This is a genomic window from Pedobacter sp. PF22-3, assembly GCF_026239555.1.
GTDB lineage: Bacteria > Bacteroidota > Bacteroidia > Sphingobacteriales > Sphingobacteriaceae > Pedobacter.
Map to the genome: position 1 here is coordinate 98,203 of NZ_JAPIVP010000018.1, position 22,140 is coordinate 120,342.

General features: G+C 37.6%; 25 protein-coding genes. 17 read left to right on the forward strand and 8 right to left on the reverse strand.

What is annotated here, in order from left to right:
* Positions 1–41: 41 nt before the first annotated feature.
* Positions 42–587 (reverse strand): REP-associated tyrosine transposase, encoded by a 546-nt coding sequence (locus OQX63_RS19730; RefSeq protein WP_265852528.1) that lies wholly within the window; start codon positions 585–587, stop codon positions 42–44.
* Between the two features lie 293 nt (positions 588–880).
* Here OQX63_RS19730 and OQX63_RS19735 point away from each other — a divergent pair, with 293 nt between their 5' ends.
* From OQX63_RS19735 to OQX63_RS19775, 9 genes are all read left to right on the forward strand, one after another.
* Positions 881–1,504: a 1-acyl-sn-glycerol-3-phosphate acyltransferase gene (locus OQX63_RS19735; protein ID WP_265852529.1), complete on the forward strand. Its 624-nt coding sequence runs from the start codon at positions 881–883 to the stop codon at positions 1,502–1,504.
* On the forward strand, positions 1,501–2,598 hold the full coding sequence (locus tag OQX63_RS19740; protein WP_265852530.1) for a glycosyltransferase: 1,098 nt from the start codon (positions 1,501–1,503) through the stop codon (positions 2,596–2,598). Before OQX63_RS19735 ends, OQX63_RS19740 begins: the two co-directional genes overlap by 4 nt.
* On the forward strand, positions 2,568–3,242 hold the full coding sequence (locus OQX63_RS19745) for a carotenoid biosynthesis protein (RefSeq protein ID WP_265852531.1): 675 nt from the start codon (positions 2,568–2,570) through the stop codon (positions 3,240–3,242). The genes OQX63_RS19740 and OQX63_RS19745 overlap by 31 nt, the downstream gene beginning before the upstream one ends.
* 32 nt (positions 3,243–3,274) lie before the next feature.
* Entirely contained in the window at positions 3,275–3,481 is a 207-nt protein-coding gene (locus OQX63_RS19750) for a DUF2683 family protein (protein ID WP_132403526.1), read from the forward strand.
* Positions 3,463–3,744, forward strand: a complete 282-nt coding sequence (locus OQX63_RS19755) for a Txe/YoeB family addiction module toxin (protein WP_265852532.1) — start codon at positions 3,463–3,465, stop codon at positions 3,742–3,744. The genes OQX63_RS19750 and OQX63_RS19755 overlap by 19 nt, the downstream gene beginning before the upstream one ends.
* A gap of 16 nt (positions 3,745–3,760) precedes the next feature.
* The gene (locus OQX63_RS19760) at positions 3,761–4,612 is read left to right on the forward strand and encodes a 4-hydroxy-3-methylbut-2-enyl diphosphate reductase (RefSeq protein WP_265852533.1); all 852 of its coding nucleotides are present in this window, start codon (positions 3,761–3,763) and stop codon (positions 4,610–4,612) included.
* A 183-nt stretch (positions 4,613–4,795) separates the two neighbouring features.
* On the forward strand, positions 4,796–5,470 hold the full coding sequence (locus tag OQX63_RS19765; protein ID WP_265852534.1) for a fatty acid desaturase: 675 nt from the start codon (positions 4,796–4,798) through the stop codon (positions 5,468–5,470).
* A 363-nt stretch (positions 5,471–5,833) separates the two neighbouring features.
* A complete protein-coding gene (gene hemH / locus OQX63_RS19770) occupies positions 5,834–6,844 on the forward strand; it encodes a ferrochelatase (protein WP_265852535.1) in 1,011 nt (336 codons plus the stop codon).
* Positions 6,845–6,851: 7 nt separating this feature from the next.
* The gene (locus OQX63_RS19775; RefSeq protein WP_265852536.1) at positions 6,852–7,358 is read left to right on the forward strand and encodes a gluconokinase; all 507 of its coding nucleotides are present in this window, start codon (positions 6,852–6,854) and stop codon (positions 7,356–7,358) included.
* Here OQX63_RS19775 and OQX63_RS19780 read toward each other — a convergent pair.
* The gene (locus OQX63_RS19780) at positions 7,336–8,568 is read right to left on the reverse strand and encodes a 3-deoxy-D-manno-octulosonic acid transferase (protein WP_265852537.1); all 1,233 of its coding nucleotides are present in this window, start codon (positions 8,566–8,568) and stop codon (positions 7,336–7,338) included. The two genes, OQX63_RS19775 and OQX63_RS19780, sit on opposite strands and share 23 nt — an antisense overlap.
* A 134-nt stretch (positions 8,569–8,702) precedes the next feature.
* Here OQX63_RS19780 and OQX63_RS19785 point away from each other — a divergent pair, with 134 nt between their 5' ends.
* From OQX63_RS19785 to OQX63_RS19805, 5 genes are read left to right on the forward strand one after another with little or no spacing between them, the layout of a single operon-like run.
* Positions 8,703–10,013, forward strand: coding sequence for a UDP-glucose dehydrogenase family protein (locus OQX63_RS19785; protein ID WP_265852538.1), 1,311 nt, complete (start codon positions 8,703–8,705; stop codon positions 10,011–10,013).
* Between the two features lies 1 nt (position 10,014).
* A complete protein-coding gene (locus OQX63_RS19790) occupies positions 10,015–11,004 on the forward strand; it encodes a UDP-glucuronic acid decarboxylase family protein (RefSeq protein ID WP_265852539.1) in 990 nt (329 codons plus the stop codon).
* 1 nt (position 11,005) lies between these two features.
* Entirely contained in the window at positions 11,006–12,028 is a 1,023-nt protein-coding gene (galE, locus tag OQX63_RS19795) for a UDP-glucose 4-epimerase GalE (protein WP_265852540.1), read from the forward strand.
* Positions 12,029–12,586: a hypothetical protein gene (locus tag OQX63_RS19800; RefSeq protein WP_265852541.1), complete on the forward strand. Its 558-nt coding sequence runs from the start codon at positions 12,029–12,031 to the stop codon at positions 12,584–12,586.
* A gap of 14 nt (positions 12,587–12,600) precedes the next feature.
* Positions 12,601–13,344 (forward strand): tyrosine-protein phosphatase, encoded by a 744-nt coding sequence (locus OQX63_RS19805; RefSeq protein WP_265852542.1) that lies wholly within the window; start codon positions 12,601–12,603, stop codon positions 13,342–13,344.
* A gap of 205 nt (positions 13,345–13,549) precedes the next feature.
* Here the strand turns inward: OQX63_RS19805 and OQX63_RS19810 are convergent, their stop codons facing one another.
* Positions 13,550–14,779, reverse strand: a complete 1,230-nt coding sequence (locus OQX63_RS19810) for an ABC transporter permease (RefSeq protein WP_265852543.1) — start codon at positions 14,777–14,779, stop codon at positions 13,550–13,552.
* Between the two features lie 163 nt (positions 14,780–14,942).
* The gene (locus OQX63_RS19815) at positions 14,943–15,296 is read right to left on the reverse strand and encodes a HesB/IscA family protein (RefSeq protein WP_265852544.1); all 354 of its coding nucleotides are present in this window, start codon (positions 15,294–15,296) and stop codon (positions 14,943–14,945) included.
* 92 nt (positions 15,297–15,388) lie between these two features.
* Here OQX63_RS19815 and OQX63_RS19820 point away from each other — a divergent pair, with 92 nt between their 5' ends.
* The 3 genes from OQX63_RS19820 to dnaA all read left to right on the forward strand — a co-directional run bounded on the left by OQX63_RS19820 (position 15,389) and on the right by dnaA (position 19,615).
* Positions 15,389–15,919: a hypothetical protein gene (locus OQX63_RS19820; RefSeq protein ID WP_265852545.1), complete on the forward strand. Its 531-nt coding sequence runs from the start codon at positions 15,389–15,391 to the stop codon at positions 15,917–15,919.
* 174 nt (positions 15,920–16,093) lie between these two features.
* Positions 16,094–17,641, forward strand: a complete 1,548-nt coding sequence (locus OQX63_RS19825; protein WP_265852546.1) for an acyl-CoA mutase large subunit family protein — start codon at positions 16,094–16,096, stop codon at positions 17,639–17,641.
* Positions 17,642–18,184: 543 nt separating this feature from the next.
* Entirely contained in the window at positions 18,185–19,615 is a 1,431-nt protein-coding gene (dnaA, locus tag OQX63_RS19830) for a chromosomal replication initiator protein DnaA (protein ID WP_090502090.1), read from the forward strand.
* A gap of 110 nt (positions 19,616–19,725) precedes the next feature.
* On the opposite strand, the gene OQX63_RS19835 is transcribed toward dnaA, so the two are convergent.
* From OQX63_RS19835 to OQX63_RS19850, 4 genes are all read right to left on the reverse strand, one after another.
* Positions 19,726–20,274, reverse strand: a complete 549-nt coding sequence (locus tag OQX63_RS19835; protein WP_265852547.1) for an NUDIX hydrolase — start codon at positions 20,272–20,274, stop codon at positions 19,726–19,728.
* Between the two features lie 36 nt (positions 20,275–20,310).
* Positions 20,311–20,700 (reverse strand): hypothetical protein, encoded by a 390-nt coding sequence (locus tag OQX63_RS19840; protein WP_265852548.1) that lies wholly within the window; start codon positions 20,698–20,700, stop codon positions 20,311–20,313.
* A gap of 152 nt (positions 20,701–20,852) precedes the next feature.
* Positions 20,853–21,623 (reverse strand): TPM domain-containing protein, encoded by a 771-nt coding sequence (locus OQX63_RS19845; protein WP_265852549.1) that lies wholly within the window; start codon positions 21,621–21,623, stop codon positions 20,853–20,855.
* Between the two features lies 1 nt (position 21,624).
* Entirely contained in the window at positions 21,625–22,068 is a 444-nt protein-coding gene (locus OQX63_RS19850; RefSeq protein WP_265852550.1) for a TPM domain-containing protein, read from the reverse strand.
* Positions 22,069–22,140 lie beyond the last annotated feature (72 nt).

Here is a 22,140-nt window from a genome sequence, read left to right on the forward strand (position 1 = left end):
CTCGCTGATCCTCGTTACAAACGAGGACCATGCATTTTTATTTAAATCAGCTCAATTTTTAACAAGCCGTTAAGGCCTGCATAATCTATGGCACTGCTATAAATATAATGCTCCGGAATTTCTACAATAGCAGCTTTAACTGGATTATCGTGTATATAATCTAATTTTTGATATGCATCTATTTCTTGCAAATCAATGGGATGATTGTCGTCTTGCCAGATTTTATAGTTTTCGGCTCGGTTGGTTTTTCGGGCTTCAAAATTAAACTTATCTAAAAGCCAATCTCTTCTACTTTCGGGTATTTCTTTAATTGCTGTTGCAAGTTTTTTAGAGGTAAATTTTTTAAAGTCTCTTAAAAAATCAGACATTTTATTTGGCTCTTCACATCTTCCAATAAAATGAATATGGTTGGTCATTAGCACCCAACCATTTAATATTAATCCTTTACTTTCTATACAGTAATTTAATGAATCGACAATTATGTTTTTATATTCTGATCGTGTAAATAAATCGATCCAATCAACTATTGTGCAAGTTATAAAATAAGTTTGATACTGATCAGTAATGATATATCTGCTTCCTCCCATAATAATAGACATTTAAATCTTTTAATAATTTTATACCAGCGATAACGTGGTGTCCGGGAGATTTATAGTAAATATAAATAAATATTCGTTTATTATAACTAGTTATCGTCCTCGTTTTTAACAAGGATGTATAAAAAAAAGCGGTTTTATCGCTTATTGTGAGTTATTGTGCAGTTGTGTATCACATTATAAATGTGGATCTCAGCGATCCTCGTTACAAACGAGGATCATCATTTTTACAGTCTATTGAGACCAAATTTGTAATTCACCTCAATTTTTTGCAATTTTCCAAAATGTATCAGCCCAGAAAAAACAATCTGATTTTTAAATTTTTCTCCTGGTATATTCAGTTTATCATCAAAAAGGATTTTGCTGCATTCAATTATAATGCCCTGGAAACCAGATCTGATTCTGCTGTGCTGATTTTGGCCAATCATTTTAGCTGGTGGGACGGCTTTTTTCTGTTTTACATCAACAAAAAAATATTAAAGAAACAGTTTCATGTTTTGGTCAATGCCGAAAACTATACTAAAATAGGTTTCTTGAAATATCTTGGTGCTTTTGCTGCCGAAAATAAAGGTAAAGACATTTTAGAAACACTTAATTATGCAGGCAAATTGTTAGATAATCCATCAAACTTAGTATTAGTATTTCCACAGGGAAAATTGTATTCTAACCACTTAAAAGGTATTAGTTTTGAAAAAGGGGTAATGCAGATCATTAATGGCAGTCAGAAAAAAATCAATATCATTTTTGCTGCAACTTTTATCGATTATTTTGCGAAGAGAAAACCAACAGCTTATACTTATCTACAGCATTGGGAGAATGAAGAGTATGTGAGTTTGCAATTGTTAAAAAGCGCTTATAATAAACATTATGATCAATCGGTTGTTAAACAAAATCAGCTGGTTGAATGACAATTTTTATTTACGCCGTTTTAATTTTTCTGGTGATCCGGTTTTCGGTTACCGTTTTCAATTTCCTCTCTAACCCAAAGTTACCAAGAGTAGTTAAACGCCATCATGATCAGGTTTCAATCCTGATCCCTGCAAGAAATGAGGCGGAGAATATTTTAGAATTGCTTGTTTCAATAAAAAATCAGGATTATACCGATTACGAGGTTATTGTTTTGGATGATAATAGTAGTGATAATACGTTGGGGCTTGTCGAAAAATTTTGCCTAAACAATCCAAAATTCAGCGTGATAAGCGGGCAGGAGTTACCTCCAAACTGGCTGGGAAAAAACTATGCTTGCCAGCAGCTCAGCGAATTGGCTACCGGTAAATACCTTTTGTTTATTGATGCTGATGAAACAATTAAAAGAGGACTGATCAATAGCCTCATTAGCCGGATGGAAATTGGAAACCTGACCCTGCTCAGCATCTTTACTAATCAAATGATGAAATCAATAGGCGAATGGTTAACTGTACCCTTAATGCATTTTATCCTGTTAAATTTATTGCCTTTACGTTTGGTTAAACTTTCTAAAAATCCGGCATTTGCAGCGGCCAGCGGACAATGTATGTTTTTTGATGCCAATCATTACAAAGAAAACCAATGGCATGAGCGGGTTAAACATCAGGTTGTAGAAGATGTGGAGATTATGAAATTGGTAAAACAGGAAAAATTTAAAGCAGAAGCACTTCTGGCCAACGGACTGATCTATTGCAGGATGTACAGGAATTTAAGTGAAAGCTTAAATGGCTTTAGCAAAAATTTACTGGCAGGTTTTGGTAATAACATTATAATATTATTATTTTACCAGCTTTTGGTAACCATAGGGCCGTTAATTTTAATCTTAAACTTTAATGTAGCTTTACTTGTATTACCATTAACTTTAATAGTATTAAGTAGAATGATGATTTCCTATTTATCCGGACAGCATGTTTTGATAAATTTGGTATTACATCCTTTACAGATGTTGTTCTTCTTAATCATTTCACTCATTTCTATTAAAAAACATATTTTTAAAACGAGCACATGGAAGGGCAGAACGATCAAAACGATTTAAAGGTTAAAAGGGTTGCAGTAGCCATAATAGTCGTTTTTCATGTTGTTGGCTTGTTTGGCTTCTTAATCCCTGCTGCACAGCCTTATTTTATCAAATTAGTACCCTTTCATTTATTGCTGATGTTCGCTGTAATTGTTTTTTCGTACAATGCTGATGTAAAACGATTATTGTTGTTCGTCTCAGGGGTGTTTCTCTGTGGCTTTTTAGTAGAGGTATTGGGGGTGCATACCGGAAAGATATTTGGCAGCTACTATTATGGCAATACTTTAGGATATAAAATTGCTGCAGTTCCATTACTTATGGGCGTAAACTGGGTCATCCTGATCTTCAGTGTGGGACAAATGCTCAAAAGCATGAAAATCAGGAACAGTATTTTAGCATCACTTATTGGCGCTTTTGTTCTGGTTGGTTTCGATTTCTTTTTAGAGCCTGTAGCCATGAAATTTGATTACTGGCAATGGGATTGGCATGAAATCCCTGTTCAAAATTATGTGGCCTGGTTTATTGTTTCCGTCATCTTATTAAAGTTTTATTATGCCTTAGGCCTAAAACAGCAGAAATATATTGGTGTGGCCATGTTTGCCTCGCAGCTAATCTTTTTTGTTGTCTTATACATGACAACCAGAACAAATATTTTTGCTTAATTTTGTGATGCTATTTTAATTAACTTTATAACATGGAAACATTAATCGTACAGCCTAAAACTAAAAAACAACTTTTGGCAGTTGAGGCCGTGTTACAAGCGTTGAATGTATCTTTTAAAAAAGAAAAAAGTTACAGTCCGACATTTATAGATGAAATAGCTAAAGGAGAAGAGGATATAAAAAATGGACGTCTAACCAGGATTAAGGATGTTCATAATATATGGGAAAGTATTTTGTAGATATTACTGATCAGGCTAAACAACAGTTGGCTGCCATACTTAAATCCGGAGATCAGGCTTCAATAAAGAAACTCCAACAAATTTTTATAGAATTAAGTGTCCATCCAGCATCAGGAGTTGGTAAGCCTGAAAAACTAAAATTTGAATTTTCAGGCTATTGGTCGAGACAGATAAATAAAAAAGATAGGTTAGTCTATAAGATAGATGAAGAGATTATTACAGTATTTGTAATTTCTGCAAAGGGACATTATGGCGATAAATAACTAATCCTAAAAACAAATGAGCAATTTAAACTTACAGGTCAACATTGATAAATCATCAGGCTTTTGCTTTGGCGTAGTGTATGCGATAGAAATGGCTGAAGATATTCTGGATAACGAAGGTTATTTATATTGCCTTGGCGATATTGTGCATAACGATGAGGAAGTGGAGCGTTTAACCAACCGCGGATTAAAAATCATCGATCACGAAGTCTTAAAAAACTTAAGGGATGAAAAAGTTTTGATCAGGGCACATGGTGAGGCGCCCTCAACTTATCAACTGGCTTTAGAAAATAACCTGACATTAATAGATGCATCATGCCCTGTTGTACTAAAGTTGCAAAACAGGATTAAAAATTCTCATGATGACGATGAGCAAGTACTTATTTTTGGTAAGCATGGCCATGCTGAAGTAATCGGATTACAAGGGCAAACAGATGGCAAGGCGATTGTTTTTCAGGATTTAGCCGAGTTAGATGGTGTTGAACTTCCCGCTAAATTTACGTTGTATAGCCAAACCACCAAAAGCACCGATAAATTCTATCACATAAAAGATGAATTATTGAGCCGTGGTTACGAAGTTAAGGCTAATGATACCATTTGCAGGCAAGTATCTAACAGATACGAAGAACTGGAAGATTTTGTGAGTCATTACGATAAGATCGTTTTTGTTTCGGGAAAGAAATCTTCTAACGGAAAAGTGCTCTACGATGTTTGTAAAAAATATAACGATAACTCATATTTCATTTCGAATGTAGAAGAATTAGATCAGCGCTGGTTTAATGAAAAAGATAAAGTTGGTATCTGCGGGGCTACCTCTACACCGATGTGGCTGATGGAAAATGTTAAGGCCGCTCTGGAGCAGTATTAGATTGTAGGAAGATCTGAATAGGTATTAATGAAAGATTTATAGAGTAGAATCGTCATCTCGACTGGAACGCAGTGGAATGGAGAGATCTGCTTTGATAGATTTAGCTTCGCTGAGCACTACGTGGTTCTCGACTTCGTTGCATTTCGCTCGAGATGACGGTCGTTTATAATAATATAATATAAATTGAAAAAGATAAACCCATACGCCGGAATTCTGGTTGCATTAACTGTAATTGCATGTTGGTTTATTTCCCTTTATTTTTTGTTAACCTGGAATTTTGCCTGGAGCAATCCTTTGGTGTATCTCATGATTTTCGTGCAGATGCATTTGTATACCGGTTTATTTATCACCGCTCATGATGCCATGCATGGAACGATATCCCCGAACGCCAAAGCAAATAATTTTATTGGTTATCTTTCCGTTTTTCTCTACGCAGGTTTTTTTTATAACGGTTTGTATGCAAAGCATCACCGGCACCACCGTCATGTACATACCGAAAACGATCCGGATTTTGCGCCACATGGCTTTTGGAAATGGTATTTCCGTTTCATGTTAAACTATGTTACCATCATCCAGTTGGTAATTATGGCCATAGCTTTTAATGTGTTGAAAATCTGGGTTGATGAAAAAAATCTATTATTATTTTGGGTGTTGCCATCCTTATTGAGCACTTTTCAACTCTTTTATTTTGGAACCTACGTACCCCATAAAGGAGAGCATAATAATGAATATCATTCTTCAACTTTGCAGAAAAATCATTTTGTTGCCTTTATTACCTGCTATTTTTTTGGGTATCATTTAGAGCACCATGAAAAGCCAGGTATGCCCTGGTGGCAGCTGTATAAAACCAAAGGATAATGATATCATTATTTATGTTGCCAGATGTTGCTGGCTGATACTAAAATAGCTTTCTTTTGATTTTCCTGATGAATATTTTATTTTTTCTCACTGTCAGATGTAAAGTCTGATGGCACACTGGTAGTATATCTACTGCGTCGGGTGTTACCATTTCGCATTGGCTAATTCAAGACTTCTACTTTTTTTAACCGTTAGATGGGAAAAACCTGATAGGATTTTGAAATTCAAAGATTTTAGCTGACGGTATTTAAAAATGTAAAGTGTTAATTTTTGACTTAAAAATGTCGGCAATCACATTTTTAATATAGTGAAAAAACAATAAAAAGGGCGATATTTGCATCCACAAAACATATTTCTTTATAGATGAGCAAGAAGGGAATTTTACTGGTAAATTTAGGAACACCTGATAGTCCGGCAACAGCCGATGTAAGAAAATACTTAGATCAATTTCTGATGGATGAACGGGTAATTGATATTCCTAAACTGAACAGAACATTATTGGTTAAAGGCATTATTGTTCCCTTCCGTAGTCCTAAAACGGCTAAACTATACAAAGAAATCTGGAATGAAAGCGGTTCACCGCTCTTATTTTACAGTAGGTTGCAGGCTAAAATGCTTCAGGAGAGATTGGGCAACGACTACCATGTTGAACTGGCTATGCGTTACCAAAGTCCATCCATTGCTTCGGCACTATCAAATCTAAAAGCAGGTTTGGTAGAAAGTATACAGGTGATACCCATGTTTCCGCAATATGCCTCTGCCAGTACTGGTTCGGTGATGCAACTGGTAATGGAATTGGTGAGCAAGTGGCCAACGGTTCCACCGATCTCATTCATTAATTCATTCCATGATAACGAATTAATGATTAAAGTTTTTGCCGAAAATGCCAGGAAACATCACGTAGAAAGTTATGATCATGTATTGTTCAGCTTCCACGGCTTGCCTGAACGTCAGCTTTTAAAATGTGACCATACTGGTAGCTATTGTTTAAAAACTGCCGATTGCTGTCAGACATTAAATGATACCAATAAATTTTGTTATTCAGCACAAGGGCATGATACTGCCAGGTTAATCGCTAAAGAATTAAACTTATCTAAAGATCAGTACACCGTTTGTTTCCAATCGCGTTTAGGTAAGGAGCCATGGGTGCAGCCTTATACTACCGATGTGTTAAAGAAATTGGCTGCCGAAGGAAAAAAACGTCTTTTGGTTTTTAGTCCGGCTTTTGTAGCCGATTGTTTGGAAACACTTTATGAAATCACTGTAGAATACCATGAGGAATTTAAGACTTTGGGTGGCGAACATGTTCAGTTAGTAGAAAGTTTAAACGATAGTCCTGTATTTATTGAGGCTTTAGCCGGAATGGTAAAATAGATTAACGATGGGAAGTTTTATTATTTTGATGGGCGTTTCAGGAAGTGGTAAAACAGTAATCGGAAAAGCCCTGGCGCCAAAAATAAATGCAGAATTTATAGATGGCGATAACCTGCATTCGCAACGGAATGTAGATAAAATGGCTGCGGGTATTCCGCTAACAGATGCCGATCGTTTAGATTGGCTACAGTTGATTGCTAAAGTTGGCCGCGAACATGCTGGCAATGGAGCCAACTGTATCATTGCTTGTTCTGCGCTTAAAAAATCTTACCGGGATCTGTTGAGAGTGGATAATCAATCGATACGTTTTGTTTATTTGAAAGGAAGTTTCGATTTGATCCACGATCGGATTGTGAAACGTGCTCATCAATATATGCCTTCCAGCTTATTGCAAAGTCAGTTTGAAACTTTGGAGGAACCACAGGCAAATGAACCAGATGTATTTACGGTTTCCATCGATCAAAGTATCCCCGAAATAGTTGAAGAAATTGTTAAGGCTGATCTGATTTCGTAATTACCGAAATAATCTGATCTGTTGCTCCTTTTTTATCCTCCACATATTTTCTCGCTGCATCGGCAGCATGTTGATTATTTGAGAAAGCATTAAAGGCATCAATTAGTTCTACAGTTGAGGATATACTTTTGGCTGCACCAATGGCAATAAGATCTTTTGCTTCCTGAAATTTATCGTATTTAGGTCCGAAAATTACCGGCAATCCAAATGCCGCGGCCTCTAAAGTATTATGAATCCCTGTCCCAAAACCACCACCAATGTAAGCTACTTTCCCGTATTGATATAATGAAGAAAGCATGCCAATGTTATCGATGATAAGCGTTTGGGGTTTAGCGTTTAGGGCTTTGGGGTCAGCACTGAAAACTGAAAACCGGACACTGTTAACTGAAAACTGTTTTTCAATACTTTCAATATGGCTTTCGTGGATCTCGTGTGGGGCGATGATAAATTTCCAATTCGGATATTTCTGGGGGAGATCTGATAATATTCTTTCGTCTTCCGGCCAGGTACTTCCGCAAACTAAAGTAGGGGCGCTACCAGTAAAGCTTTCAATAATGCCAAGCTGTTTTGGCGATTGTGCATTTTCATAAACCCGGTCGAAACGGGTATCACCACTTACGGTTACATTATTTAGTCCGATTGATTTTAAAAGGCTCTCGCTTTCTTTATTTTGTACAAAAAAGTAGGTAACAGATTTTAAAATATTGCAGTAAAAGCCGCCGTACCCTTTAAAAAAGGCCTGACTTTCTCTAAAGATTCCAGATATTACGTATAAAGGAATACTCTGTTCTTTTAATTCCTTAAAATAGAAATGCCAAAATTCATATTTGGTAAAAATAGCCATTTCCGGATTGATGCCAGCTATAAAACGTTTGGCATTAGCAGCAGTATCAATGGGGAGATAAAATACGTCGGCCAGGGCATAGTTTTTCCTAATTTCATATCCCGAAGGTGAAAAAAAAGTAACTATAATTTTCTTTGCCGGATAAAGGGCTTTTAATTTTTCTAGAACGGGTCTGCCTTGTTCAAATTCGCCTAGAGAAGCAAAATGGAACCATATATGTTTTTCGGCAGGATTAATTTTCTGGGCAATTAAGGTAAAGATATTTTTGCGGCCATTGATAAACAATTTGGCTTTAGGATTAAATAATGAGAATATCCTGATGAGTAAAGTATAGCCCCAGATTCCGATGATGTAAAGTAATTTCATATCTTCGTGCCAAGATAAAACGAATATATTTAAAAAACTTAAAAATATATGGAAGCCATACAATTTTACCGGGTATTCAAACTGAATAAATAAAATTGTGGCGTAGTTTGTAGCTGATAAAAATAAATTAACAGATGAAGATAGCCGTTATTGGTACTGGATATGTAGGTTTAGTTACCGGAACTTGTTTAGCAGAAACAGGAAATGATGTAATATGTGTGGATATTAATGAAGCAAAGGTAAAACAGATGCAGGCAGGCGAAGTGCCGATCTACGAACCTGGTTTAGATCTTTTGTTCCACAGAAATATCGAACAGGAAAGATTAACCTTTACCACCAACCTTGCCGATGCAGTAAAAGAAGCGCAGATTATTTTTATGGCATTGCCAACGCCTCCGGGTGGTGATGGAGCAGCCGATCTATCGTACATTCTCGGTGCTGCGAAAGACATTTCCAAACTAATCACTGAATATAAGGTGATCGTAAATAAGTCAACCGTTCCGGTGGGTACTGCCGATAAGGTAAAAGCTGTTTTTGCTGAAAATACTTCGGTTGAAGTAGATGTGGTTTCGAACCCTGAATTTTTAAGAGAAGGCGTAGCGGTTGATGACTTTATGAAACCAGACCGTGTGGTATTGGGTACCAAAAGCGAAAAAGCTAAAAAATTAATGGCCGAACTATATGGGCCTTATGTACGTCAGGGTAATCCTATTCTTTTTATGGATGAGCGTTCGTCTGAACTGACCAAGTACGCCGCAAACTCCTTCCTCGCTACTAAAATCACTTTCATGAACGAGATTGCAAACCTTTGCGAACTTGTAGGCGCTGATGTTGATGCAGTAAGAAGAGGGATAGGTTCTGATGAGCGTATCGGTAAACGATTCCTTTTCCCGGGGGTGGGTTACGGTGGTTCATGTTTTCCGAAAGATGTCCAGGCTTTGGTCAAATCATCTGATGATTATGCTTACGACTTTCAGATCCTGAAATCGGTAATGGAAGTTAACGAAAAGCAAAAAACAGTCCTTGTTGATAAGGTGTTAAAATATTATAAGGGTGATATAAAAGGCAAACATTTTGCACTTTGGGGTTTGGCCTTTAAGCCAGAAACCGACGATATCCGTGAGGCACCAGCCTTATATATTATCGACGAACTGGTTAAGAATGGGGCTACTGTTTCTGTTTTTGATCCGGAGGCAATGGCCAATGTTAAAAATGTTATTGGCGATAAGGTAAGTTACGCTAAAAACCAATATGAAGCTTTAGAAGGCGCTGATGCACTCCTGATTGCAACAGAATGGTCGGTTTTCCGTAACCCTGATTTTGATAAAATAGATAGCATCCTCAAAAATAAAATCGTTTTTGATGGCCGGAATTTATACGATCTGCAAAAAATGATCGATCTTGGCTATTATTATAATAGTATTGGCAGAAAATTGATAGATTAAAATGGGGCAGAAAAGGATATTGATTACGGGTGCTGCCGGATTTCTAGGTTCGCACCTTTGCGACCGTTTTGTAAAAGAAGGCTATCATGTTATTGGAATGGATAACCTGATTACAGGGGATATGGCCAATATCGAACACCTGTTCAAACTGGAAAATTTTGAGTTTTACAACCACGACGTTTCCAAATTTGTTCACGTTCCAGGTAAGCTGGATTATATCTTGCATTTCGCCTCACCTGCAAGTCCGATTGATTATCTTAAAATCCCGATTCAGACGCTTAAGGTAGGTTCTTTGGGAACGCATAATCTTTTAGGATTGGCGCGTAATAAAAATGCAAGGATGCTGATTGCGTCAACTTCTGAAGTGTATGGTGATCCAAACGTAAACCCACAGCCTGAAGAATATTGGGGCAATGTAAACCCTGTTGGTCCGCGTGGTGTTTACGATGAGGCGAAACGTTTTCAGGAGGCCATTACCATGGCTTACCATACTTTTCATGGTGTAGAAACCCGTATTGTGAGGATTTTTAATACCTACGGACCGAGAATGCGCCTTAATGATGGCAGAGTTTTACCTGCTTTTATAGGGCAGGCATTAAGGGGAGAGGATCTAACTGTTTTTGGTGATGGAAGTCAGACACGCTCTTTTTGTTATGTAGATGATCTGATTGAAGGTATTTATCGGTTGTTAATGAGTGATTATGCCCAACCGGTTAACATTGGTAATCCCGATGAAATTACGATCAAACAGTTCTGTGAGGAAATTATTAAACTAACAGGCACCACACAAAAAATTGTTTATAAGGAACTTCCACAAGATGATCCGAAACAGCGCAGACCAGACATTACCAAAGCAAAAGAGCTATTGGGTTGGGAGCCTAAAATAGGCCGTGCCGAAGGATTAAAAATTACTTACGAATACTTCAAGTCATTGCCCCCAGAGGCTTTGGCTAAAATTGATCATAAAGACTTTACCACATTTAACCGTTAAAATGGCAAAAATATTAGTTACTGGTGGAACAGGATACATTGGTTCGCACACAGCTGTAGAATTACATCACGCAGGATACGAAGTTGTAATTATCGATAACCTCTCTAACTCGAATATCAAAATTTTAACCCAGCTGCATGCCATCACCGGCAAATGGTTCGATTTTCACGAAATTGATCTTCGGGACGAAAAAGCGGTGCAAGAATTTGCAGAAAACCATACAGATATTGATGGGATTATTCATTTTGCAGCGTCTAAAGCAGTAGGTGAATCGGTAGAGCAACCCTTAAAATATTATAAAAACAACTTTTACGGATTGATTAACCTGTTAACCTCGTTTAACAGGAAAATTAATTTTGTATTTTCTTCATCATGTACCGTTTATGGGCAACCAGAAACCTTGCCTGTAACCGAGGCTGCACCTGTGCAGAAAGCAGAATCTCCTTATGGAAATACCAAACAGATCGCTGAAGAAATTTTAGCTGAAACTGCTGCGGTAACACCTGATTTAAATGTAATTGCTTTACGTTATTTTAATCCGGTTGGCGCTCACGAAACCGCTTTGATCGGAGAACTACCAAACGGGGTGCCTGCAAACCTGGTTCCTTTTATTACCCAATCTGCCATTGGTAAACGCGGTCCGATTACGGTTTATGGCAATGATTACGATACGCCAGATGGTTCGGCTATTCGCGATTATATCCATGTGGTAGATCTTGCAAAAGCACATGTTGCCGCTATAAAAAAATTAGAAGATGGAAACCCGAACGGTAATTACGATGTTTTCAATATCGGTACCGGCAAAGGATCTTCAGTTTTAGAGATTATTGCTGCTTTTGAAAAAGTAAACGGCGAAAAACTGGATTATAAAATCGGTCCGAGGAGGGCAGGAGATATTGTTCAGATTTATGGAGACGTACAGAAATCTAATAAGGAACTCGGCTGGAAGGCCAACCTCGATATTAATGAAATGATGCGCTCGGCTTGGGAGTGGGAAAAATACATTAAGGCTAATCCTTTTTAAATGAAGTTATCGGAGCACAAAGATTTAAAAAATGCCATTACCGAACTGCCTGTTAAAGAAAAAGACAAGCTGTTACTGCGTTTGGTAGCGAAAGATAAAGTGCTTACCGAACATCTTCACTATAAACTATTAGAGGATGAGGCTGATCTGGAAGATCGTAAAGAAAGGATTAAAGCTGATGTTGATGAACAGATTCCTGAACTGAAAAAACTAAATGCCAAAGAGGCTTTAGTAAAAGTAAGGAAGATGATTACCTCTGTTAATCATTTTTATAAAGTGACAAAAGACCCTATAGGAGAGGTCGAACTAAAACTGTTTATACTTAATGCCATCCCTTTAGATTATAAAAAATCAGCTTTTGGTTATCGCGATTTTATGATGCTTTTTAGTGTTTATTACATTAAAACGGTTGCGGTAACCATTAATAAATTCAAAAAACTTCATGAAGACCTGCAGTTCGATTTAAGTGAAAGCTTGAATCAGTTGCTAGATAAAATCTATTCCTCTAAATTAGCTGGCGCAGCAGAAGCTAGTAATTTGCCAAAAGAGATCAGTTAAAGCTATGACCTATCATGATGTTCGGATTTTTTAAAAAGAAAAAGAAAATAGCGCCCGAATTTAATTTTTCAGGTATTAAGACAGATATGCATTCTCATATTATTCCTGGAATTGACGATGGTGCAAAAGACCTTAAAGATTCATTGCTGCTTGCTAAAAAGTTTAAGGCCTTGGGCTATCAAAAACTGATTGCTACACCTCACATCATGGCTGATTATTTCCGTAATACACCAGATACCATTAACCGTGGATTGGATATCTTAAGAAAAGGACTCGAAGAGAATGAAATCGATTTAAAAGTTGATGCTGCGGCTGAATATTATCTGGATGAAACGCTGGAAAAGAAAATCAGGCAGAAAGAGGTGCTAACTTTTGGAGAAAACTACCTTTTGTTCGAACTTTCTTATATTAACCCCCCTCAAAACCTGATTGATTTTATAAAAATAATACAAGATGCGGGTTATAAACCCGTTTTGGCTCACCCGGAAAGATATTCGTATTACCATAATACTTTCGAAAATTATCATCAGGTCAGAGAAACAGGTTGTCTGTTCCAGTTAAATTCTATTGCTTTAACAGGTTATTACGGTAAAGGAGCGAAAAAAGCAGCGGAAAGCATGGTAGAGAAACATCTGGTCAATTTTCTGGGCAGTGATATGCATCATTTAAGACATGCCGCCGCGCTCGAAGATAGCCTTAACACTCCCTCAATGCAACAGTTGCTTACACAACATCAACTTAATAACGTGTTGCTTTAATGTTCATTGGTTCACTTGTCATTTGTTCGGCATATTTTATATGCTATTGGTTGACATCCAATGTGCTGATGATTGATAGCTTCGTTGACTAAAGCAGGTGGGCAGGCTAATTCGTTTATACAATTAACCAATTTAAACAGTTAATCGATTAACGCATTAGGACTTGAACCAATAAACCATTGGCCACTGAACTAATGAACCAATTCTATTCATACCTTAACGCCTCTACAGGATCTAGCCTGGAGGCTTTTTTTGCCGGATAATAGCCCGATAGAATTCCAACAAGTACACATAATACAAAGCCGCCAATAATAAACAGCCATGGAATTAAGAATGAACCACCCATAGCCAGTGAAATCAGGTTTCCTAAAACAATTCCGAGAAAAATACCGAATACACCACCAATTAAACAGATTACTACGGCCTCAATTAAAAACTGGCGACGGATTACTTTTGGGTTGGCACCAATTGCTTTACGGATACCAATTTCACGTGTACGTTCGGTAACTGAAACCAGCATGATATTCATTAAACCTATTGAGGCTCCAATTAAAGTGATAATACCAATTGCAACACCACCAATGGCCACAAAGGCCAGGTTTTCGAATAATGTTTGCGCAATGGCATCACTTTTGGTAATCTCGAAATTATTGGTTTCGTTTACCTTTACTTTGCGGATGTTTCTGAATAGGGCAGTAGATTCGCCAATAATGTTTTCCTGCATATCATTACTAGGTACCATTACTGTAATGGTGTAAGATGGATTGGCATTGGCATTAATCTGCTTTGCTTTTAGCAGCGGCACATAAACAGCCCTGTCGCCACTAAAGCCCATACTCGATCCTTTTTTCTCTAATATGCCAACAATTTTAAACCGGTTATTGCCTACATTAATCAGCTTATCCAAAGGATCTGCATCTTTGAACAATTTTTCTACTACTTCGCCGCCAACAATACAAACATTACTTCCCAACTGTATTTCAGAAACGCTAAAATTTCTCCCTTGTGAGAGATTTAAACCTTGAGCGCCCAAGCCATTTTCATCAATTCCCTGAACGTTAATATTTGGGTTGGTTTTTAAACTGCCATATTTTATAGTGGAGCCACCACTGGCAAAAACACTTACGGCAACAGTAGCCGGAGTATTTAAGCTATCTTTAAACTTAACGGCATCTTCGTAACGAATGGCTTTAAAAGGTTTTGGTCTTTTCCCATTCCCGATCCTGATTCCCGTACCACGGTTCCTGATGGTGAATGAGTTGGCTCCCATACTACTAAAAGCATCTGTCATACTTTTTTTTACAGCATCAAGCGTGGTTAAAATCCCCACCAAAGCCATTAAACCAATGGCAATAATTAAGGCGGTAAGCATAGTGCGCAAGCGGTTCGCTTTAATAGATTCTAATGCCAGTCGGATGTTTTCTCTGTAATTCATTTATGGTAAGTATCAAGTATCGGATCAAGTATTGAGTATCAAGTATTAAGATGGATGAACCTTATACCCTACACCTTATGCCTTCAACCTCTATGGGTAAAAATAAAAAAAGTCCCGATGTTTAGACAAGGGGACTGCATGATATGTTACAAGAATATTTTATTTATGCCGAGAAACTCGTGCCACAGCCGCAAGTACTGGTTGCATTGGGGTTAACGAAAGTAAAACCACGCGAATTTAAACCATCCTGCCAGTCGATCATCATGCCCATTAAGTACATCTGATGTGCTTTATTCATGAAAACCTTAATGCCCTCAATAAAATATTCCTGATCGCCATCTTTTTTCTGATCAAACCCTAAAACGTAGTTCATGCCAGCGCAACCACCGCCCTCTACGCCAACGCGTAATCCGTAATCCTCGCCAATCTCCTGCTGATCTTTTAATTTATATAACTCTTTAGCTGCTCCTTCAGAAAAAGTAACTGGTGCAAATGCTGTATCAACTGTTGTGCTCATGTTATTTAAATTTTATCTGTTACAAATATAAATAATAATGTACATTTTTGCTTTTAACGGACAGTTAATATTACTGTACTTAAACAATACTTATGAATATACAACAGATTTTAATCGATATAATAATCTTATTTGCAGGCATTTTCATTGCATTAATGGCAGTTTATTATATGTTGAAGAATGATATCCAACGTTTCTTTAACTTAAAAAATATTGAACTGAACAAAGAAAGCCGCGCGCATATTTTGCCCTTACGCTTGCAGGCGCACGAACGTTTAATTATATTTATTGACCGTATTAATCCGGCTAACTTACTTGTTCGTTTACATCAGCAAGGAATTGCAATCGCTACTTTACAAGCTGGAATTTTAAATGAAATCCGCTCAGAGTACCAACATAACATTACCCAACAATTGTATATAAACAGTGTGACTTGGGGGGTGGTAAGAAAATTAAAAGATGATACCATTGCCATGGTCAATAATGCCGTACAAGGTTTACCCGCCGATGTAAATGGAATTGAACTCAGCAAAGCAATTTTACAGCACATGGCCAGTATAGATGAAAATCCTTACGATTTAACAATCGAATTAATCAAGAAAGACATTCATATGCTTTTTTAGGGTTAACTGGTTAATCGTTTAAATCGGTTAATTGCTTGAATAAATTATTAGCCGTTTTGCTTAGTTAACCGATTAACCAGTTTCAACAATTAACCAAATAAGTTATGAACTATCAAACCGTTGACTACGAACCAGCAAAGAACTAATGGCTAATAAACCATTGAACTAACCAATATGAGCGAGAACAAGCATACCACCACTTCGGGGATTGAAATAAAAGCTTTGTATACCGAGGCGAAACCAATGGAAGAGCTACCTGGAGAGTTTCCTTTTACCAGGGGAATTCAGAAAGATATGTACCGTGGCCGCTTGTGGACGATGCGGCAGTATGCCGGTTTCTCGACCGCTGAAGCATCAAACAAGCGTTATCATTATTTATTGGCTCAGGGAACAACCGGATTATCTGTTGCTTTTGATCTTCCAACGCAAATTGGTTACGACTCTGATCATGAAATGGCTGATGGAGAGGTAGGCAAGGTGGGAGTGGCTATCGATTCATTAAAGGATATCGAAATTTTATTTGATGGTATTGAGCTGAAAAATATCACGACTTCGATGACGATCAATGCAACGGCTTCAATTTTGCTGGCCATGTATATTGCGCTGGCCAAAAAACAAGGTGCAGATTTAAAGCAGATTTCGGGCACTATACAGAATGATATTTTAAAAGAATATGCAGCGAGAGGAACATACATCTATCCGCCAAAGCAATCTATGCGGTTAATTACCGATATTTTTGAGTTTTGCAGTAAAGAAGTACCTAAATGGAATACCATTTCCATCTCTGGCTACCATATTCGCGAAGCTGGCTCTACGGCTGTGCAAGAACTTGCGTTTACATTGGCTAATGGCAAAACTTATCTAAAAGCCGCTTTAGATAAAGGTTTAGATATAAACATCTTTGCCAAACGTTTGTCATTCTTCTTCAATTGCCATAATAATTTCTTTGAAGAAATAGCTAAATTCAGAGCTGCAAGGCGTATGTGGGCGAAAATTACTAAAGATTTGGGCGCAACAGATGAAAAGGCCCAGATGTTAAGGTTCCACACCCAAACCGGAGGTTCAACCTTAACCGCGCAACAGCCATTAAACAATGTGATCAGGGTTAGCAACCAGGCTATGGCTGCGGTTTTAGGTGGAACACAGTCGCTGCATACCAATGGTTATGACGAAGCGCTTTCACTTCCAACAGAATCTGCTGCGAAAATTGCTTTACGTACTCAACAGATTATTGCTTTTGAGAGTGGGGTTACCGATACGGTAGACCCACTGGCGGGGTCGTTTTTTGTAGAAAGTTTAACAGATGAAGTAGAAGCCGCTGCCTGGTCTTATATCGATAGGATAGATGCCATGGGAGGATCAGTTAATGCCATTGAAAGCGATTATATGCAGAATGAAATTGCTGTTGCAGCTTATCAATATCAAAAAGAAATAGAAAGTGGCGAAAGGATCTCGGTTGGGGTAAACAAGTTTACGCAAGAAGAGGAAGGTTTAACTGAGGTATTCAATATAGATGATTCTATCCGCAAGCTGCAATCTGAAAAACTTGATCATTTAAAATCTACCCGAAACCAGGTAGCGGTTGAGCAAGCGCTGCAGCAATTGGGCGAAGCGGCCAAAGGTGAAGCCAACCTGATGCCCTTGATTATTGATGCCGTTGAAAAATATGCTACGCTTGGCGAAATTGCAGATGTATTCAGAAATATTTTTGGGGTTTATTAAATGAATAGTAAACCGCTTGTTTTTGTTGCTTAATAACAAATTAAAACTAATGGTATTCAGATTTGATGACTGGCGATGAAACGATCTAAAATTATTTTGGCTTACATTAAAAATGTGCTTCGAAACTGTCGTAAAACTCATACAATTATCGCTTTTAATGGAATGTTTTAAACTTTTCTCTTGAATCGATATTTATTTATTTTAGTTATGGCTTTGATTTTCAGTTTATTTGAGATTTAATAATGCTAAAACGGTTAAACAATTGCTAGAATGGCTTAAATTTTGCTTTTAAAGCAGCAATTCGACGTGATGAAAGAATACTGATGATAAATAATAATTAATGTGGATAACCCATGTTAATAAATAGTTATCAACATAAAAAATTGAGGTTAAGCGGGCTACTATATTCCTTATCAGTATGTTACGATTTATTTGAAATTTTTGTTTAAAATGTTGATAATTTTGTCAATATTCGTAGTCCCTAAACGGACCATCCCTTTAATTCGAATAGGCACTGTAAACCAATAAATTATAGAAATCGCAATGGAAAAAACTTGTACAGAAGTGTGGAAGAACTGTCTTCAAATTATTAAGGATAATATTCCGGGCCAAAGTTTCAAAACTTGGTTCGAGCCAATAACGGCTCTTAAATTGGAAGGCAAGGTTTTAACCATACAGGTGCCAAGTTTGTTCTTTTACGAATGGCTTGAAGAACATTATGTGGGCTTGCTGCGCAAGACCGTAAAAAAACAACTTGGAGAGGATGGCAGGTTGGAATACAACATCGTTGTAGATAAATCATCAAACAGCGGTAATCCTTATACGACCAATATGCCCTCAAATGGAAATGGAGCGGAGGCAAAGGTACAATCGATGCCGATTCCGGTTTCCATTAATAAGGATATTAAAAACCCATTTATTATCCCTGGATTAAAAAAATTAAATGTTGATCCACAATTAAACGCTAACTATACTTTCGAAAATTATATTGAGGGAGATTGCAATCGCTTGGCACGTTCTGCAGGTTACGCTGTAGCGGCTAAACCAGGAGGTACTTCTTTTAACCCTTTAATGATTTATGGGGGAGTTGGTTTGGGTAAAACACACCTGGCGCAGGCAATCGGCAATGAGATTAAACGCAGCATGCCAGATAAATTGGTGATCTACGTAAGTTGTGAGAAATTCTGTCAGCAGTTTGTAGATTCCTTAAAAAACAACACCATTAACGACTTCGTTAATTTTTACCAGGCAATGGATGTAATCATCATGGATGATGTGCACAACTTTGCAGGCAAAGAAAAAACACAGGATATTTTCTTCCACATTTTTAATCACCTACATCAATCAGGTAAACAGGTAATCTTAACATCCGATAAAGCACCGAAAGATTTAGCTGGTTTGGAAGAACGTTTATTGAGCCGATTTAAATGGGGCTTATCTGCAGATTTACAGATTCCTGATCTAGAAACGCGTATCGCTATTTTAAGGAAAAAAATGTATGCAGATGGTATTGAGTTACCAGGCGAAGTGGTAGAGTATGTGGCGCATAACATTGATAATAATGTGCGTGAGTTAGAGGGGGCTATGGTATCTCTTCTGGCGCAGGCTACTTTGAATAAAAAAGAAATCGATTTAGCCCTGGCTAAACAGATGTTGAAGAACTTTATCAAAAATACTTCAAAAGAAATTTCAATGGAATACATCCAGAAATTGGTTTGCGAGTATTTCGAGGTTCCTGTTGATATGGTGAAGTCGCAAACACGTAAGCGCGAAATTGTTCAGGCCCGTCAGATTTCGATGTATCTTTCTAAAAGTCATACTAAATCATCACTAAAAACAATTGGTGCTTTCTTTGGTGGCCGCGATCATAGTACCGTAATTTATGCTTGTCAGACTGTGGAAGATTTAATCGATACAGATAAGAAATTTAAAGCTTACGTACACGATATTCAAAAGAAATTAAAAATGAGCTAAGCTTTTACAGGCTTATTGCTCAATAAAAAAGCAGCCAGATGTTTAAAATCTGGCTGCTTTTTTTACCTATAATTTTTGAGATAGGAATAAGGGGCCTATCTCAGATTTTATTAACCTTTAGCTATTTCTTCGAGCCCGTAAAACAAAGCTGCAACATGTAAGGCCTGGGCTATTTTATTTTCTTTAATCAGTTGTTTTACTTCTTCAACAGTATATTCTTCAACATTTAAAATTTCATGTTCATCTAAATGCTGTTCATGGGTTTTGATGCCACCTGTTAAGAAATAAGTGAAGGTTCTGTTATCTGAAGTTGCCGGATTGGGATAAAGTTCAGCAATAAATTTACAGGTTTTAAAACTGTAGCCGGTTTCTTCCAATAGCTCACGTTTCACCGCAAACTCCGGAGCTTCATCACCATCAATTACTCCACCGGGAACCTCAAGCGAAATAATATCGGCTGCATGGCGGTACTGGCGTACCATAATTATTTTTCCAGTCTCTGTAAGCGCTATTGCATTAACCCAGTTTGGATACTCTAAAACGTAATAATCATCTTTGATCACACCACCCGGAAGTTTCACTTCATCAACGCGCAAGGTAGCCCACTGTTCGCGTACCAAATATTTAGAGGCAAGTTTCTGCCACTTTTCTATAATCATTTATTTGTATTGTTTATTTAGTTTAGCGCCATGCGCTTAGCATATGTATTGCTGTATTGTTTTCTGGCGGTGCAAATTTACCAAATGTACAATCTTATGCTCATCAGACAAGTATTGATAAACTAAATTAAGTTTTGGTGCAATGGTTTGGTTACGCTCCTGACTTACGCCTAACTCATAGTACAGAAATTCGCTCAACGAATCCAGCTTTTCAGGAGGAAGGTTACTTTTAGTTAACCAATTTTCAAAAACAGAAAGGTCTTCATTTTCAAGAGTTTCTTTTGGCAATTGGAAGCCGCCTTCCATAGTTTCTTCAAAAAGTTGATTGGCCTCTGCTAATTTACCTTCTAATTTGAGCCCCATAATGCGGGCCAAAACCTGGGCCAGTTTCTGTATTTCTGCTGTAATTAAATCTCTTCTATACATTATTGTTGTAATGTTAGGTTGTTCAAAAGTTAAAATATTCTGTAACGTTCAAAACAAAATCTTTTCCAATCTACGGACTACGGACTACGGACTACGGACTACGGACTACGGACTACGGACTACGGACTACGGACTACGGACTACGGACTAACCTACCAGCTTCCGCTGCTACCACCTCCACCAAAGCTTCCTCCGCCAAAACCACCAAATCCACCGCCTCCTCCACCAGAAGAACCACCGCCCCAGCCACCGCTGCTTCGGCCACCGCCACTTCCAAACAGCATCGCCCAAAATAGTGCATTAGATGCTCCACGTCCGCCGATTACTTCGCTTCCGCCTCCGCCACCTTTTCGCATAATGATGATAATCACAATTACAATAATAATAATGATGACGATGCTACCCGAACCACCTTTTTTTGATGAGGCTTTCGGGTTATCGTTTTTATATTCACCTCTGGTATATTTTATAATCGATGTGGTAGCTTCATCAAGGCCTGCGTAATAGTTCCCAGCTCTAAAATTGGGTTTAATATCATTATCAATAATACGTTTGGCATAAATATCAGGTAAGGCACCTTCCAGGCCGTAGCCTGTTTGGATAGAAATTTTTCGATCGCCAACGGCCACAACGATCATAATGCCGTTGTTTTTGCCATTTTGGCCAACACCCCATTTTCTGCCCAGTTCTACGGCATATTCATTAATGTCATAATCGCCTATGGATTTTAAAATAGCAACGGCGATCTGTGTAGAAGATGAATCGTTAAAGGTTCCGAGCTTATTTTCGAGCGCCTGTTTCTGATCTGCCGATAATACATTTGCGTAATCGTTAACTAAAGTGCTAGGCTTTTCTGGAAAATCCTGCGCAAAAGCAAAAGTGAATAATAAACTGAATAATGATAAAAGGAATATTTTCTTCATCTTATTTGTTTTTTAGGTTATCCATAAAAACAATATCGTTCGGCAATTCATTAATATCACCTTTTTGCGGAGGGAAGAATAAAGCTAACTTTTCTCCAGCCAATGCTACCCCTGCAATAATCCCATCAGCCAGATTACCTTTCGCAAAATGTGCTGTCATGGCAATTTTAGTAGTTTCCCAAAAGTTGTCAGGTACCACTTGGTGAATGCCAACATCGCCTATAATGGCAAATTTATGGTCGGCATGTGCCAGGTAGATCAGCACACCATTTCTTTTTGCAGTTTTATCCATATCCAGTTTAGCAAAATATTCGGTGGCCTTTTCATACGGATCGCCTGCGCAATGTTTATCAATAGCAATCCTAATTTCTCCGGAAGTTGCTCTTTCTGCATCGGAGATTGCATTTGCTATTCTTTCTTGTTCAATATCTGAAAATAATGGCATGTACTTATTTTTATATGAAGTAAAAAGGGTAATAAATGTTCAGTTAATAAACATTCACTACCCTTATATGTT

What these genes read in the sequence shown, in the direction of transcription:
- OQX63_RS19820 (WP_265852545.1), top strand. Translation starts at nt 15,389, where the DNA reads ATGAATATACAACAGATTTTAATCGATATAATAATCTTATTTGCAGGC.
- OQX63_RS19805 (WP_265852542.1), top strand. Translation starts at nt 12,601, where the DNA reads ATGATGTTCGGATTTTTTAAAAAGAAAAAGAAAATAGCGCCCGAATTT.
- OQX63_RS19760 (WP_265852533.1), top strand. Translation starts at nt 3,761, where the DNA reads ATGAGCAATTTAAACTTACAGGTCAACATTGATAAATCATCAGGCTTT.
- OQX63_RS19740 (WP_265852530.1), top strand. Translation starts at nt 1,501, where the DNA reads ATGACAATTTTTATTTACGCCGTTTTAATTTTTCTGGTGATCCGGTTT.
- hemH (WP_265852535.1), top strand. Translation starts at nt 5,834, where the DNA reads ATGAGCAAGAAGGGAATTTTACTGGTAAATTTAGGAACACCTGATAGT.
- OQX63_RS19755 (WP_265852532.1), top strand. Translation starts at nt 3,463, where the DNA reads ATGGGAAAGTATTTTGTAGATATTACTGATCAGGCTAAACAACAGTTG.
- OQX63_RS19850 (WP_265852550.1), bottom strand. Translation starts at nt 22,068, where the DNA reads ATGCCATTATTTTCAGATATTGAACAAGAAAGAATAGCAAATGCAATC.
- OQX63_RS19810 (WP_265852543.1), bottom strand. Translation starts at nt 14,779, where the DNA reads ATGAATTACAGAGAAAACATCCGACTGGCATTAGAATCTATTAAAGCG.
- OQX63_RS19815 (WP_265852544.1), bottom strand. Translation starts at nt 15,296, where the DNA reads ATGAGCACAACAGTTGATACAGCATTTGCACCAGTTACTTTTTCTGAA.
- OQX63_RS19735 (WP_265852529.1), top strand. Translation starts at nt 881, where the DNA reads ATGTATCAGCCCAGAAAAAACAATCTGATTTTTAAATTTTTCTCCTGG.
- OQX63_RS19790 (WP_265852539.1), top strand. Translation starts at nt 10,015, where the DNA reads ATGGGGCAGAAAAGGATATTGATTACGGGTGCTGCCGGATTTCTAGGT.
- OQX63_RS19800 (WP_265852541.1), top strand. Translation starts at nt 12,029, where the DNA reads ATGAAGTTATCGGAGCACAAAGATTTAAAAAATGCCATTACCGAACTG.
- OQX63_RS19750 (WP_132403526.1), top strand. Translation starts at nt 3,275, where the DNA reads ATGGAAACATTAATCGTACAGCCTAAAACTAAAAAACAACTTTTGGCA.
- OQX63_RS19845 (WP_265852549.1), bottom strand. Translation starts at nt 21,623, where the DNA reads ATGAAGAAAATATTCCTTTTATCATTATTCAGTTTATTATTCACTTTT.
- OQX63_RS19785 (WP_265852538.1), top strand. Translation starts at nt 8,703, where the DNA reads ATGAAGATAGCCGTTATTGGTACTGGATATGTAGGTTTAGTTACCGGA.
- OQX63_RS19775 (WP_265852536.1), top strand. Translation starts at nt 6,852, where the DNA reads ATGGGAAGTTTTATTATTTTGATGGGCGTTTCAGGAAGTGGTAAAACA.
- galE (WP_265852540.1), top strand. Translation starts at nt 11,006, where the DNA reads ATGGCAAAAATATTAGTTACTGGTGGAACAGGATACATTGGTTCGCAC.
- OQX63_RS19835 (WP_265852547.1), bottom strand. Translation starts at nt 20,274, where the DNA reads ATGATTATAGAAAAGTGGCAGAAACTTGCCTCTAAATATTTGGTACGC.
- OQX63_RS19840 (WP_265852548.1), bottom strand. Translation starts at nt 20,700, where the DNA reads ATGTATAGAAGAGATTTAATTACAGCAGAAATACAGAAACTGGCCCAG.
- OQX63_RS19730 (WP_265852528.1), bottom strand. Translation starts at nt 587, where the DNA reads ATGGGAGGAAGCAGATATATCATTACTGATCAGTATCAAACTTATTTT.
- OQX63_RS19825 (WP_265852546.1), top strand. Translation starts at nt 16,094, where the DNA reads ATGAGCGAGAACAAGCATACCACCACTTCGGGGATTGAAATAAAAGCT.
- OQX63_RS19780 (WP_265852537.1), bottom strand. Translation starts at nt 8,568, where the DNA reads ATGAAATTACTTTACATCATCGGAATCTGGGGCTATACTTTACTCATC.
- OQX63_RS19745 (WP_265852531.1), top strand. Translation starts at nt 2,568, where the DNA reads ATGGAAGGGCAGAACGATCAAAACGATTTAAAGGTTAAAAGGGTTGCA.
- dnaA (WP_090502090.1), top strand. Translation starts at nt 18,185, where the DNA reads ATGGAAAAAACTTGTACAGAAGTGTGGAAGAACTGTCTTCAAATTATT.